General features: G+C 54.7%; 8 protein-coding genes. 4 read left to right on the top strand and 4 right to left on the bottom strand.

Annotated features, from left to right (window positions below; genetic code table 11):
* Positions 1-195 precede the first annotated feature (195 nt).
* Positions 196-1950, top strand: a complete 1755-nt coding sequence (locus C813_RS32950) for a sigma-54-dependent Fis family transcriptional regulator (RefSeq protein WP_017457058.1) — start codon at positions 196-198, stop codon at positions 1948-1950.
* Positions 1951-2051: 101 nt separating this feature from the next.
* Here the strand turns inward: C813_RS32950 and mqo are convergent, their stop codons facing one another.
* Both mqo and C813_RS32940 read right to left on the bottom strand, forming a co-directional pair.
* Entirely contained in the window at positions 2052-3707 is a 1656-nt protein-coding gene (mqo, locus tag C813_RS32945) for a malate dehydrogenase (quinone) (RefSeq protein WP_040016477.1), read from the bottom strand.
* 266 nt (positions 3708-3973) lie between these two features.
* Positions 3974-4888: an N-acetylmuramic acid 6-phosphate etherase gene (locus C813_RS32940; RefSeq protein WP_017457056.1), complete on the bottom strand. Its 915-nt coding sequence runs from the start codon at positions 4886-4888 to the stop codon at positions 3974-3976.
* 173 nt (positions 4889-5061) lie between these two features.
* Between C813_RS32940 and C813_RS32935 the strand changes: the two genes are divergently transcribed.
* Together C813_RS32935 and dcuR are read left to right on the top strand one after the other, a co-directional pair.
* Positions 5062-6675 (top strand): sensor histidine kinase, encoded by a 1614-nt coding sequence (locus C813_RS32935; protein ID WP_017457055.1) that lies wholly within the window; start codon positions 5062-5064, stop codon positions 6673-6675.
* On the top strand, positions 6672-7391 hold the full coding sequence (dcuR, locus tag C813_RS32930) for a two-component system response regulator DcuR (protein WP_017457054.1): 720 nt from the start codon (positions 6672-6674) through the stop codon (positions 7389-7391). Before C813_RS32935 ends, dcuR begins: the two co-directional genes overlap by 4 nt.
* Here dcuR and C813_RS32925 read toward each other — a convergent pair.
* Positions 7372-8334 (bottom strand): FAD:protein FMN transferase, encoded by a 963-nt coding sequence (locus tag C813_RS32925; protein ID WP_017457053.1) that lies wholly within the window; start codon positions 8332-8334, stop codon positions 7372-7374. The two genes, dcuR and C813_RS32925, sit on opposite strands and share 20 nt — an antisense overlap.
* Positions 8335-8400: 66 nt before the next feature.
* Positions 8401-11181, bottom strand: a complete 2781-nt coding sequence (locus C813_RS32920) for a flavocytochrome c (protein ID WP_017457052.1) — start codon at positions 11179-11181, stop codon at positions 8401-8403.
* Positions 11182-11816: 635 nt separating this feature from the next.
* On the opposite strand from C813_RS32920, the gene C813_RS32915 reads away from it, so the two are divergent.
* A complete protein-coding gene (locus tag C813_RS32915) occupies positions 11817-13328 on the top strand; it encodes an anion permease (RefSeq protein WP_017457050.1) in 1512 nt (503 codons plus the stop codon).
* Positions 13329-13338 lie beyond the last annotated feature (10 nt).

Here is a 13338-nt window from a genome sequence, read left to right as displayed (position 1 = left end):
CCAGGTCGTAAAAAACGATCCGTTGCAGGTATGTTTATGTTGATAAAACAAGGGAATAACTGAAAGTCAGGCTTTTGCCGGAATGAAATGACACAAAAAAGCGCGGAACAGGGTGTGGGAAGTGTGTCGCACGTCGCTACATACGGGACACTGTTATGCTACACAACTGTAACATCTCATTTAACGGAGAGTCACATGCCGCCACGCGCCTTGTCCCTCGCTCCTGCCGGGTTGCCCTGCCTGCTTGAAAACTCCTGGCAGCGTAGTCTCAGCTACGGGTTGACCCGCGATGATGACGCCCAGCCCTGGGTGGCGACATCCATGCTGAAAGACGCCCGTGCGGAAAATGGTTGGGTCAACCATCTGGCCGCCCCGCTACTGGCGCGGCTGCGCCCGGAGCTTGCCAGTCATCCGTCGATAATGGTGCTTTCCGACGCAACCGGTCTGGTGCTGGAGACCCACGGCAACCGCGACTTTCTGCAAAAAGCGCAGCGCTATGCGCTGGCACCCGGCAACCTGTGGGGTGAACACGCGCGCGGCACCAACGCGATAGGCACCGCGCTGGCCTTGCAGCGCCATTGTGAAGTCTCCGGTGGCGAACATTATCTCAGCCGCAACGCAGGCTTGTTTTGCTCGGCGTCCCCCGTTTTCCGACCTGACGGGCAAATTGCTGGCGTATTAGATCTCTCGACACCCGCCCAGGCACCGCGCCGCGATGCCGCTGCGCTGATCCGCCGCGCGGTGTGCCAAATAGAGCATGAATGGGCCACCAGCGCGCTCGGTGCCGACCGCTGGCTGCTGAGTCTACATCATGACCCGTCTGTGCTCGGCAGTGCGCAAGAGTTGCTGCTGATTTTCGCCGATCAAACCCTGCTCGGCGCAAACAAGCTGGCGATGGATGAATTTTCGCTGACCCCCCAGCATTTTGGTGAACTCGCTTTGCAAACGCTCTTCCCGGAGGCCAGTTTGCAGGTTGGCGAAACCACCCTCGACGCCAGCAATACCCGGCGCTACTACGCGCGTCAGACGCTTCCTGCACGGCGCTATATTGGGCGCGGCACGGCATTTGCGCAGGATCAGCTGACGAAGGAAAAAGAGAAAGCGCTGCGCATCGTTAATGCCGGGATTGCCTTGTGTGTGACGGGCGAAACCGGCAGCGGGAAAGAGTATCTGGCACGCGAGTTATATGCCCGCAGCCAGTGGCGTACAGGAAATTTCGTCGCCATTAACTGTGCGGCGCTCCCGGAGCATTTAATTGAGTCCGAACTGTTTGGCTATGTCCCCGGCGCGTTTACCGGCGCAAGCCCGAAAGGCTATATCGGTAAGTGCCGGGAAGCCCACGGCGGTGTGCTATTCCTTGATGAAATCGGCGATATGCCGCTGGCGCTGCAAACCCGCCTGCTGCGCGTGTTGCAGGAGAAAAAAGTGACGCCGCTTGGCGCAAACAATGTGTATGACGTCAATTTCACGCTGATTTGCGCTACTCATCAGGATCTCGGTGCTCGGGTGCAGGCCGGAACATTCCGCGAAGATCTGCTGTACCGCATTCAGGAGTTTCATCTGCGCATTCCCCCGTTGCGCGAATGGCAGAATGTTGCTGGGTTTATCCAGAAACTGTGGCAGGAACTGGGTGCAGCCAGCCGTGGACTCACCCTTAGCGCCGAGGTGGTCGCCACGCTGGCAAGTCGCCCGTGGCCGGGCAATGTGCGCCAGTTACTCAGCCAGTTGCGGGTATTGATGGCGCTGGCGGAAGACGGTGATTGCATTACGCTTGCGGATTTACCGGCCGAGATAACAACTCCTCGTCAGCCCGTGGCTGCGGTCACGCCGAAGGATGAGCAGAGCGCGATTGACGAAGCGCAGGGCAATATGAGCCTGGCCGCAAAAAAACTGGGTATCTCGCGCAGCACACTTTATCGGCGGCTGGAGAAAAGGCAAATCAGCAGTTAAATGCGCGACGGGTTAACCGCGGGGTTTTAACCTGGACGGGAATGGTCGCAGACCGAGAGAGAAAAAGGGCGCACCGCGGTGCGCCCTGTTCTTTTTACGGCTTACAGCGCCATATCGTGCTGTGGGGAGGCTTCGCTTTTCGCTTCTGCCGGTTTGTCGGCAGGCGCGTTGCTCTGATCGTTCATCTGAATCACCGGCGGTTTCGTCAGTTGCAGCGTGGCGGCCGTGTCATCCCACACTTTCTGGGTCAGCGCCACATTACCGTTCATCTCCTGGCCGTAGCTCGGAACGATGTCGCGGATTTTGCTCTGCCACTGCGGTGAGTTGAACTGCTCCGGGAACATTTTCTTCAGCACATTCAGAGTGATTGGCGCAGCCGTCGACGCGCCCGGCGATGCGCCAAGCAGCGCAGAGATGGTTTTCTGCTGATCGACCACCACTTCGGTGCCAAGCTTCAGCACCCCACCTTTGTCTTCATCTTTCTTGATGATCTGCACACGCTGGCCGGCCTGGATCAGTTTCCAGTCCTCTTTACGCGCCTGCGGATAGTACTCTTTCAGCGCTTCAAAGCGGTCTTCATCACTCAGCATCACCTGACCAATCAGGTATTTCACCAGGTCGAAGTTGTCGAGCCCTACGTGGGTCATCGGCATAAAATTGCTGGTGGTGGTAGTGCTCAGCAGGTCAAAGAAGGAGCCGTTTTTCAGGAATTTGGTGGAAAACGTCGCGAACGGCCCAAACAGCACCACGCGTTTACCATCAATAAAGCGGGCATCGATATGCGGCACCGACATCGGCGGCGCGCCAACGGACGCCTGACCGTAGACTTTTTGCTGGTGCTGGCTGGTGATCGCCGGGTTTTCCGTCATCAGGAAAGAACCGCCAACCGGGAAGCCCGCGTAGTTATCCGCTTCCGGGATGCCGGTTTTTTGCAGCAGCTTCAGCGCCCCGCCACCGGCACCGATAAAGACATATTTCGCATCAATGGCGTGCTCGTTGCCGCTGTTCACATCTTTAATGGTGACATGCCAGGAGTTGTCAGCATTGCGTTTGAAATCGGTCACTTCGGAAGAGGTTTGCAGCGAGAAGTTGCTGCTTTTTTTCAGACTACCGACCAGCTGACGGGTAATTTCACCGTAGTTAACATCGGTGCCGACCGGCGTCCAGGTCGCAGCGACTTTCTGGTTCGGGTCGCGCCCTTCCATCACCAGCGGCGCCCACTGTTTAATTTGTTGGTGATCGGTGGAGAATTTCATGCCCTGGAATAAGGTCGTTTGCTGCAATGCGGCATAACGTTTTGCCAGATAATCAACATTATCGCCCCAGACGAAACTCATGTGCGGCGTGGAATTAATAAACGCGTGCGGATTATTCAAAATACCGCGCTTCACCTGTGCCGACCAGAACTGGCGGGAAATCATAAACTGCTCATTAATTTCCAGTGCTTTGCTGACATCAATAGAACCATCCGCACGCTGCGGCGTGTAGTTAAGTTCCATATTTGCCGAGTGACCAGTGCCGGCATTATTCCAGCCGTTAGAAGACTCGAGCGCTACGCCATCGAGTTTTTCCACCATCACTTGTTTCCACTCCGGCTGCAGCTCCTGCAGCCAGGTGCCCAGAGAGGCGCTCATGATGCCGCCGCCAATCAGCAGAAAGTCCGTTTTTTGCGTCTCTTCTGCGTACGCGCTGGCCACTGAACTGACGAGTAACGCGACGGCGCTCAGCGAGATAATTGTCTTTTTCATTGCAGGCATAATTATAAGGTTACATAGCAGGTGTGATTTGTGAAAACAGATATTAACGCACTTTTACGTTAATTTAAAATATCATTCACAAATCAGCTCATATCGATAAATATTATTTCGCCGCTTTTTTAAATTAAAAAAAGCAATGGCATATTTTGTGTGGAATTAATATCGGCGGAATTTATTTTAAAGCAGAGAAATATCAAACGACTCCTGGAAAATTAAACGAAAATAAAAAAGCCCGCAAGATGAGTACCTGCGGACTTTTTTGTTATTCAGACATCAGCAAGATGCGTTTTCGCCTCCTGTAAGGCGATTCGCAAATGATCGTTATTCTCGGTTAGCAGATCGCGCGCGCACCAGGCATCCAGGCCGGTCAGCAACATTAAAATAGCCGTGCGACAGTGGTGATCGCAGCTTTCCAGCGCGCTTTTCGCTTGCTCGCGCGAGCACTGCGTAGCCGCCATCACCAGCGTGATTTGCCGCTCTGACCAGTACACATTAGTCGCCTGCACATCCACCCGCAGGTTGCTATAAACACGCCCGGTACGGATAGCAAGACCGGTTGCCAGCATGTTGAGAATCTGCTGCTGGGCAAGGCGCGCTTTCGGTTCGCTAAACCCACTCACCACCTCCGCGCCGCTGTCCGGTGCCAGCACAATATCCGCTAACTGGGCGGCTTCGCTATCGTGGCCGCGACAAACCAGCGCGATACGTGCGCCGAGCGACCAGGCATGGCGCAACGCGCCCCATGTCCACGGCGTTTTACCACTGACCGACAGCGCCACCAGCATGTCGTCATGGCTAAAGTTGATGGCCTGTAAATCGGCGACACCGCGTTCATAATTTGCCGCCGCCGCGTCACGCGCTTGCGCGTTAGCATTGATACCACCTGCCACCACGCCGATGACGCCGTGACGCGTATCCGGGGCAAAACCTTGTGCGGTTTGTATCGCCGCCTGCCCGGACGCGCCCGCGCCAATAATCACCACCCTGCCGGCGCGGTTCAGCGTCGCGCTGGCATTATCCACCAGCCGGGCGATCGCCGGCAAACAGGCGCTTACCGCGTCGGTAACCTGTTTATCTTCCTCATTGATGAGCGTCAGCATATCCAGCGTGGCGAGCCGGTCGATGTCGGTCGTGCGGCGGTTGCGACGTTCCACTAGTGAACCGTTTGGCTTACTGCTCATACCCTGCTCCTTCTGAATGGTTCCACACTCACTATAAGGTTATTTATCTGCCTTACCTGCGAATGGGGTCACGCTTCACGGCTACACCGCGCATTTTGTGCGTCTCACGCCGCTTTAAGATTTTTACGCCTTCGGTGATAATAAATATATTGATGTGAATAATTGGGTTTGGCATGAAAGAGTTAGCGCAGCGGATAAAACCACGCAAACGCCCCATGAAGCTCAGCACCACCGTGACGCTAATGATATGCAGCGTTATCGGTTCGGTGTTGCTGCTGGCCTTTGCCCTGTGGTTCTGGCAAATCAGCAATGCCACGCGTGATGGTGTCAAAGAGACGGCGCTGGCCGTTTCGCGCACGCTGGCTGATTCGCCTGAAATCAAGCGTGGATTATTGTTGCCGCCTGACAGCAACGTGATCCAGCCGCTGACGGAAGCGGTCGCGGCCCGCAACGATCTGCTGTATGCCATTGTCACCAATATGCACGGCATCCGTTATTCGCACCCGAACGCCGGGATCATCGGGCAACACTTTATTGGCGAGGATCTTAACCCGGCGCTGAAAGGCAAAGAGAATGTCGCGGTGAATCGCGGCGTGCTGGCACCCGCATTACGCGTTTTTACGCCGGTCTACAACGACGCCAACCAGCAAATTGGCGTGGTCGTTGTCGGTATTTCGTTGAGCAAAGTTGATCAGCAAGTCAGCCGCAGCCGCTGGGCGGTGATGTGGACGCTGCTGTTCAGCGCGCTGGTCGGCTCACTCGGCACCTGGCAACTGGTGCGTGTGCTGAAACGTATTCTGCTTGGCCTTGAGCCGCATGAGATTTCGGCGCAATTCAAGCAGCGCCAGGCAATGTTACAGTCGCTCAAAGAAGGGGTGATTGCCGTCGATGCTGACGGGCGCGTAACGCTGCTTAACCATGCCGCGCGGCAGATGCTGCTGACCAACGCGCCGGATGGTGCCGCCGGGCACGGGCCATTGCTCGCCGACCTGCTGGAAGTGCTGGAAACCGGCGAGCCAACCCATGACCGCGAGCTCGGTTGCAACGGTCTGCTGCTGCTCAGCAACACGGTACCGGTGCGCAGCCAGGGCGTGGTGATTGGCGCTATCAGCACGTTTCGCGATAAAACCGAAGTGAGCCAGTTGCTCCAGCGGCTGGACGGGATGGTGAATTATGTTGATGCGTTGCGCACCACGTCCCACGAATTTATGAACAAGCTGCATGTTATTCTCGGCCTGTTAAACATGAAAAGTTATGACAAGCTTGAAGAGTATGTGCTGCAAACCGCGCAGAATTATCAAACCGATATTGGCGCGATTCAGCACCGGGTTAAATCCCCGGTGGTGGCGGGTTTTCTGTTAGGTAAAATCAACCGGGCGAAAGAGCGCGGTTATACGTTGACGCTGGCAGATGAGAGTCTGGTGCCGGATAACCCTAATGAGAAGCAAGTTACCGTGCTGGTGACGGTGCTGGGAAATCTCATCGAAAACGCGCTTGATGCCATGAGTAGTCAGCCGGAAGGCGAAGTGGGTATCCTGCTGCATTATCAGGATGGCTGGCTGACGGGTGAAGTGAGCGACGATGGTCCGGGCATTGCGCCAGGTAATATCGACGCCATTTTCCGAAAAGGATTCTCAACGAAAGGTGATAACCGGGGCGTTGGGCTGTTTCTTGCCAGTCAGCAGCTCACCGAACTTGGCGGCACGATCACCGTCGAGTCTGAACCCGGTGTCTTTACCCAATTTTTTGTCCATCTCCCCTGGGATAGTGAAAGGAAGAACGCGTGATAAATGTATTAATTGTTGACGATGATGCCATGGTCGCCGAGCTGAACCGCATGTATGTGGCGCAGATCGCCGGCTTTCAGTGCTGCGGCACGGCATCGACGCTGCGCCAGGCCGAGGAGATGATTAACGATCCGCAGCGGGATATCGATCTGGTGCTGCTGGATGTCTATATGCAGCAGGACAGCGGGCTGGATCTGCTGCCGACCATTCGTGCCAGCGGGCGGGCGATTGATGTCATTATGATCACCTCCTCCGCCGATGCGGCAACCATTCAGACGTCGCTGCACTATGGCGTGGTGGATTATCTGATCAAGCCCTTCCAGTTCCCGCGCTTTGAAGAGGCGCTGACTGGCTGGCGCGAAAAGCGCAAGCTGATGAGCGCACACCCTTATTATGAGCAGTCTGATGTCGATCGCCTTTTACACGGTGGCGCGCCGGAAGCCGCAGACACGCGCCGTCTGCCAAAAGGGTTAACCGCACAGACATTGCGCACCATTTGCCAGTGGATTGACGCCCATCCGGGCATTGAGTTTTCCACCGATGAACTGGCGAATGCCGTGAACATATCGCGCGTATCGTGCCGTAAATATCTGATTTGGCTTGCCCAGATCAATATTCTCTACACCACCATTCACTACGGCGCGACCGGTCGCCCGGTATATCGCTACCAGTTAATTGCCGATCAATACAGCTTGCTTAAGCAGTACAGTCAGTGACCCGGTAACTGTCATCGCACGGCGTAAAGCGGAACTGACGCTGTGAAGAGAGGATAATGTCGCGGTTTTTGGTGACGAAAATCGCTTCAATATCCTCGCGCTGTTTCAGTAACGCACAGCCTTTTTCCACACCGAGACCGAAGATAAGCGTGGTCCAGATATCGCCATCGAGTGAATCGCGGGAAATGATCGTCACGCTGTCGAGTTCGTTATCCAGCGGGTAACCACTGCGCGGATCAAGAATATGGTGCCAGCGTTTGCCATCCTGTTCGAAATAGCGTTCGTACGTGCCGGATGTCACCACCGATTGATTCATCACATCCATCGAACCCACCAGCGCATCGCTGGACGAGAAAGGCTTTTTCAGCCCGATTGTCCAGCTACCTTGCGGTGTACCCAGCGTTTGAACATTCCCCCCCAGGTTAATCAGCCCGTCGCGCACATCCTGCTGATGCAGGTAATCGCGCACCCGATCGGCGATAAAACCTTTAGCGATTGCGCCAAGATCGATCTCCATCCCCGGTTGGGTGAGAAAAACGCTGCTGTCGGCATCATTCAGCACCACATCCTGCGGATGGGTAATGTGCAGCCGCGCGGTGATCTCGTCGGCTGGCGGTACGCGGTCGCCTTTAAAACCGATACGCCACAGCTTCACCAGCGGACCAATCGCCAGATTAAAGGCGCTGTCCTGCACCATGCTCGCGGCTTTGGCACATTTAATCAGTTTATACACCGGGCGGCTGACCACCACCGGATGCTGCCCCGCCGCGTGATTGATATCCATCACCTGCGAATGGGCGCGGTTGACCGTCAGCAGATCTTCGTAACGTTTGATGAGGCCGAAAACACGGGAAGCAAGCGCTTCGTTATCGGCAAAGAGTTTCAGCAGAATGGGAGAACCCATAAGGGTTGCAGAGTAGCTCCAGACACGGTTATCGGACATCACACTCTCCTTAGGGGCTAAATTGAACAGGCCTGCGCAGTGGCAGGCCTGAAGTGTAGCACGTGGTTAAGCGCGTTTGGCGCGCATTGCAGCCTGGTGTCCCGCCAGTGAGCCGAAGATAATAATATCGGCCACCGCGTTGCCGCCGATACGGTTGCCGCCATGCAGACCACCAACCACTTCACCAGCGGCGTAAGCGCCTGGGATAACCTGGTTTTGCGTGTTCAACACTTCGGTTTCAGTGTTGATGGTCACGCCGCCCATGGTGTGGTGCACACCCGGCGCAATCTGGATGGCGTGGAACGGGCCTTCGTTGATCGGTGCACGCAGCGCGGTGGTGCGACCGAAGTCTTCATCGTGCTGTTTTTCCACAAAGCCGTTGTAGCGCTCAAGCGTCGCCAGGAAAGTGTGGTAATCGATACCCAGTTTTTCCGCCAGTTCGCGCGGTGAGCTGGCGCTGGTGACCAGACCACGCGCGATATACTCGTCTGCCGCTTTGTTTTTCGCTCTGACATGCTCATCAAACACGATGTAAGCGTAATGTTCCGGCAGAGCAATGATTGCCGCCGAGACTTTATCGCGGGTCGACATTTCGTTAAAGAAGCGCTTGCCCTGCTGGCTAACGAGAATCGCACCGCCGCCGCGAATCGATTCGGAAATCAGGTATGAGGTGTTCTGCTCAACGGTCGGGTGGATCTGAATTTCACCCATATCCACCGTGCCAGCGCCAATACGTTCCAGCAGTGCAATACCGCCGCCGGTCGCGCCTTTATGGTTGGTGGTGACAAAACCGTCCAGATCCGGGCGGTATTTCACTACCATGGCGCTGTTGGCGCTGAAACCACCGGTCGCCACAATCACGCTTTTCGCTTCAACGATCATGCTTTCCTGCTCTTCGGTCAGCAGACGCACACCACGCACTTCACCGTGCTCGAACAGAATGTCGTCGACTGAAGTATCAAGCATCACATCGATGCCGCGCTTGGTGACATTACGCACCAGGCCGCTAATCAGATAGCCACCGACTGCCGATCCGTCGCGTGGGCGGTGCGTACGGTCAATGCTCATCCCGCCAGTGGTGGTAATGTCGTTAAGCATAATGCCGCGGCGGGCTAGCCATTCGATGGCTTCTGGCGCATTTTCCACAAAGCGGCGCAGCAACGCCGGGTTGTTTTTGTTACCGCCGCCTTTCAGGGTTTCCGCGTAGAACAGCTCTTTGCTGTCCTGAATGCCTTTCACGCGCTGGAAGCGGGTTTCCGCGGCGTTCATCCCCGCAGAGGCTTTAATGGTGTTACCGCCGATGGTTGGCATTTTTTCGACAATCAGTACGCTCGCCCCTTCGTCGTGCGCCTGTATTGCCGCAGCCAGACCCGCGCCGCCGCTCCCGACAACCACAACGTCATAGCGTTTGGCTTCCTGAGTGTCACTGCCCTCTTCTGCCGCCAGCGCTTTGCTGGATTTCACCATCGCTTTTGATACCGCTTTTTTCACCGCTTCGCTCTGGCTGGTGGCGCCAGAAATCGCGTCAACGTGCGGGCTGTTCGCCGTCAGGATGCGGCCACGGATCTCTTCAAAACTGCTGGTGAATTCAACGCCATCAACAGTACTTGAAGCGAGTTCAATGTCGACGATGCGGTCAGTGTCGAGGCTGACATTGATAACCAGCTCGTTGGCATCGTCCTGAACCGTTTCAGCAAAAAGACCTGGCTTAAACTTCGATGCGCCCATGCTCATGTCGCGGATCATCGCTTCAACCAGCGAGAAGCGCCACAGCGGTTCCGGGATATTCAGCGCTTCACGCTGGGTACTATCAATGAACAGCTCCAGGTTTTCACCGTTGGCGATACGCGCCGTCCAGTCCGGGTACGCAATGCACGCGCGACCTACCGCAATCAGGTCATAGCCGTGATCCAGCCCCTGCTCAGCGTCGGCGGCGTTAACGATACCGCCAACACCCATCACCGGCACCTGCGCCAGCGTTGCAGAACGCATGGCACAATATTTATCAATCAGCGGCGTCGGATCGCTGGTGTCGTTTATGGAAGGACGCAGCGCCGCCCCGAGAGAGAAGTGCAGGTAATCAAGCCCCCGCGCCGCCAGTTTTTCCAGCAGGAACAGGGTGTCATCAAAACGGATACCAGGCACTTCCAGCTCTTCCGGCGAGAAACGGTAGCCGATAATAAAGGCATCGTCGGCATACTGACGCGCCATTTTATGGGTGATGTCCAGTACAGCCAGCGGGAACTTCGCGCGGTTGTCGCGGCTGCCGCCCCACTCATCGTCACGCTGGTTGGAGTTTGGCGAGAAGAATTGCTGAATCAGATAAGTATTAGCACCGTGAATTTCGACACCGTCGAACCCGGCCTGAATGGCGCGGCGCACGGCTTCACCAAATTTACCTATCATCCCTTCCACTTCAGCGGTAGTCAGCGCAACCGGGGTGGCCGCGCCATCACGCGGTGCGGCAATAGCGCTCGGGCCAACCGGCGTACGACCACCAATCAGTTTCGGTTCGACCATGCGACCGCCATGGTAAATCTGCAAAATCGCTTTTGAACCTTCGGCTTTAATCGCCGAGGCAATTTTTGCCAGACCGGCGATTTTCTCGTCGTTATCAATACCGATAGCACCCGGAAATGCCAGGCCGAGATCATCGACAAAACAGCATTCAACAATAATGGTGCCGATACTTCCGGCGCGGGCGCGATAATATTCCACCAGTTCACTGCTGACAGTGCCGTCAAAATAACCTGTGCAGGTGGTCATTGGCGCCATTAACAAACGGTTTTTCAGTTCTGCGCCATTCGGCAAGGTAAACGGGCTGAGGATGCGTTCGTTGCTGGTCATAATTAAACTCCAAATCTAAAAATTAAAAACTTTGAATTCGGTGACGGATTTATTTTTCGTTCTGTTTTTTAATCCTGATGTCGTGTATTTAATATACCGTGAATTTTAATTACCAAATTAATTACGTTAGTTATAAAACTATTTAACCACCCTAATAACAGAGCTACCTCCAGTGTATTATCATTTTTAAATATCGCATTCACATGGCTTTAATTACCGGTAACATTGCGATTACTTCACACTTTTCCTTTCCAGCTTTATTCGAATAATAAAAAAGATAAATATTATATAGTTAAAAGAAAAACCTCGTTAATGAGAGTTATTATCAGCACCATTTTTTAACATTTGCGGCAATTTTGTGAAATTAACCACATAATACTCTGTGGGTATTCATTCTATTAAAAAAAGTGCCGTTCGTTTCGTTTTCTTGATCTCAATCAAGAGTATTCACCAATGGAAGAGCAATATATAAATACGCTCAGATTTTTATTTAATGCGATTGAATTTGCGTTAAACAACACATGCCAGAATGTGAAAAGTCTCAATAAAAAATTAAAGTAACTTTTGAAACTAAAATAATCAGAGATTCACTTTCCGCGCATGACCGAATTTTTAACTACTTGTAGATGCTCACTATGACAGAGAAAACAACAACCCCACCGTCTGCTCCTGCAGCCAGTGCAAAAGCCGGAAATAAAAACCGCCTGATAATGATGGCGTTGCCGATTATCGTGGCAGTGCTTCTGCTGTTTGTCCCGGTGCCGGAAGGTTTACCGCCGTTTGCCTGGCACTACTTTGCTATCTTCGTTGGCGTGATTGTCGGCCTGATTTTCGAACCCCTGCCGGGTGCGGTTATCGGCATGACCGGCGTAGTAGTTATCGCGCTGTGTAGCCAGTGGCTGTTATTCAGCCCGGAACAACTGGCCGACCCGAAATTCAAACTTGCCGGACAGTCCTTTAAATGGGCGGTGAGCGGTTTCGGTAACTCCACCGTGTGGCTTATCTTCGGCGCGTTTATGTTTGCCGCCGGTTACGATAAAACCCAGTTTGGTCGCCGCCTGGCGCTGATTCTGGTGAAGTATCTTGGCCGCCGCAGCCTGACGCTCGGTTACGCCATTACGTTCGCCGACCTGCTGCTGGCCCCGTTCACACCGTCAAACACCGCGCGCAGCGGCGGGACAATCTACCCGATTATCGCCAACCTGCCGCCGCTGTACGGTTCCAAACCGAACGATCCAAGCGCGCGCCGTATCGGTTCTTATCTGATGTGGGTAGCGATTACCGCAGCCTGTATCACCAGTTCTATGTTCCTTTCCGCACTGGCACCGAACCTGCTGGCGCTGGCGCTGGTGAAAAGCACCGTTGGCATTAACATCTCCTGGGGCAGCTGGTTTATCGCCTTCCTGCCGCTGGGCGTGCTGTTGATTCTGACCATGCCGCTACTGGCTTACTGGTTCTATCCGCCAGAAGTGAAAATCAATGACGAGGTGCCGCTGTGGGCCAGCCGCGAGCTGGAAAAACTGGGCAGAATGTCACGCAATGAAATCCTGTTGCTGGTGTTTGTCTGCTGTGCGCTGCTGATGTGGATCTTCGCCGCCGACTTTATCGAACCTGCGCTTGCCGCTCTGCTGGTGGTCGTGCTGATGCTGTGGACCGGCGTGTTAACCTGGAACGACATTACCAGCAACAAACCGGCATGGAACACCTTCGTCTGGTTCGCCACGTTGGTTGCGCTGGCCGATGGCCTCTCCACCACCGGCTTTATCGCCTGGTTGGGTAAAGAAGGTGGCCTGCTGATGAGCGGTATCTCTCCGGGGATGGCGACCATCGCCCTGCTGCTGGCGTTCTACCTGCTGCACTATCTGTTCGCCAGCACCACCGCGCACACCACGGCGCTGCTGCCTGCAATGCTGACCATCGCCGCGACAATTCCTGGCATCAATATGGAAGTGGTGGTTCTGGTGCTGTGTACTTCGCTCGGCGTGATGGGCATCATCACCCCGTACGGTACTGGCCCAAGCCCGATTTACTACGGTAGCGGCTACCTGCCGACCAAAGATTACTGGCGTCTGGGCACCATCTTCGGTGCAATCTTCCTGGCCGCCCTGCTGTTGATTGGTTATCCGTGGATCACCATGATGTTCTGATTCGTAACCG

The organism is Kosakonia sacchari SP1, assembly GCF_000300455.3.
Classification (GTDB): domain Bacteria; phylum Pseudomonadota; class Gammaproteobacteria; order Enterobacterales; family Enterobacteriaceae; genus Kosakonia; species Kosakonia sacchari.
Note: the sequence above shows the minus strand (reverse complement) of the source record. Positions and strands in the feature narration are given on the sequence as shown.

Bases quoted from the DNA above. Each gene is read 5' to 3' on its own strand.
- C813_RS32925 (WP_017457053.1), bottom strand. From the start codon at position 8,334: ATGTCCGATAACCGTGTCTGGAGCTACTCTGCAACCCTTATGGGTTCT.
- C813_RS32940 (WP_017457056.1), bottom strand. From the start codon at position 4,888: ATGAGCAGTAAGCCAAACGGTTCACTAGTGGAACGTCGCAACCGCCGC.
- C813_RS32915 (WP_017457050.1), top strand. From the start codon at position 11,817: ATGACAGAGAAAACAACAACCCCACCGTCTGCTCCTGCAGCCAGTGCA.
- C813_RS32920 (WP_017457052.1), bottom strand. From the start codon at position 11,181: ATGACCAGCAACGAACGCATCCTCAGCCCGTTTACCTTGCCGAATGGC.
- mqo (WP_040016477.1), bottom strand. From the start codon at position 3,707: ATGCCTGCAATGAAAAAGACAATTATCTCGCTGAGCGCCGTCGCGTTA.
- C813_RS32950 (WP_017457058.1), top strand. From the start codon at position 196: ATGCCGCCACGCGCCTTGTCCCTCGCTCCTGCCGGGTTGCCCTGCCTG.
- C813_RS32935 (WP_017457055.1), top strand. From the start codon at position 5,062: ATGAAAGAGTTAGCGCAGCGGATAAAACCACGCAAACGCCCCATGAAG.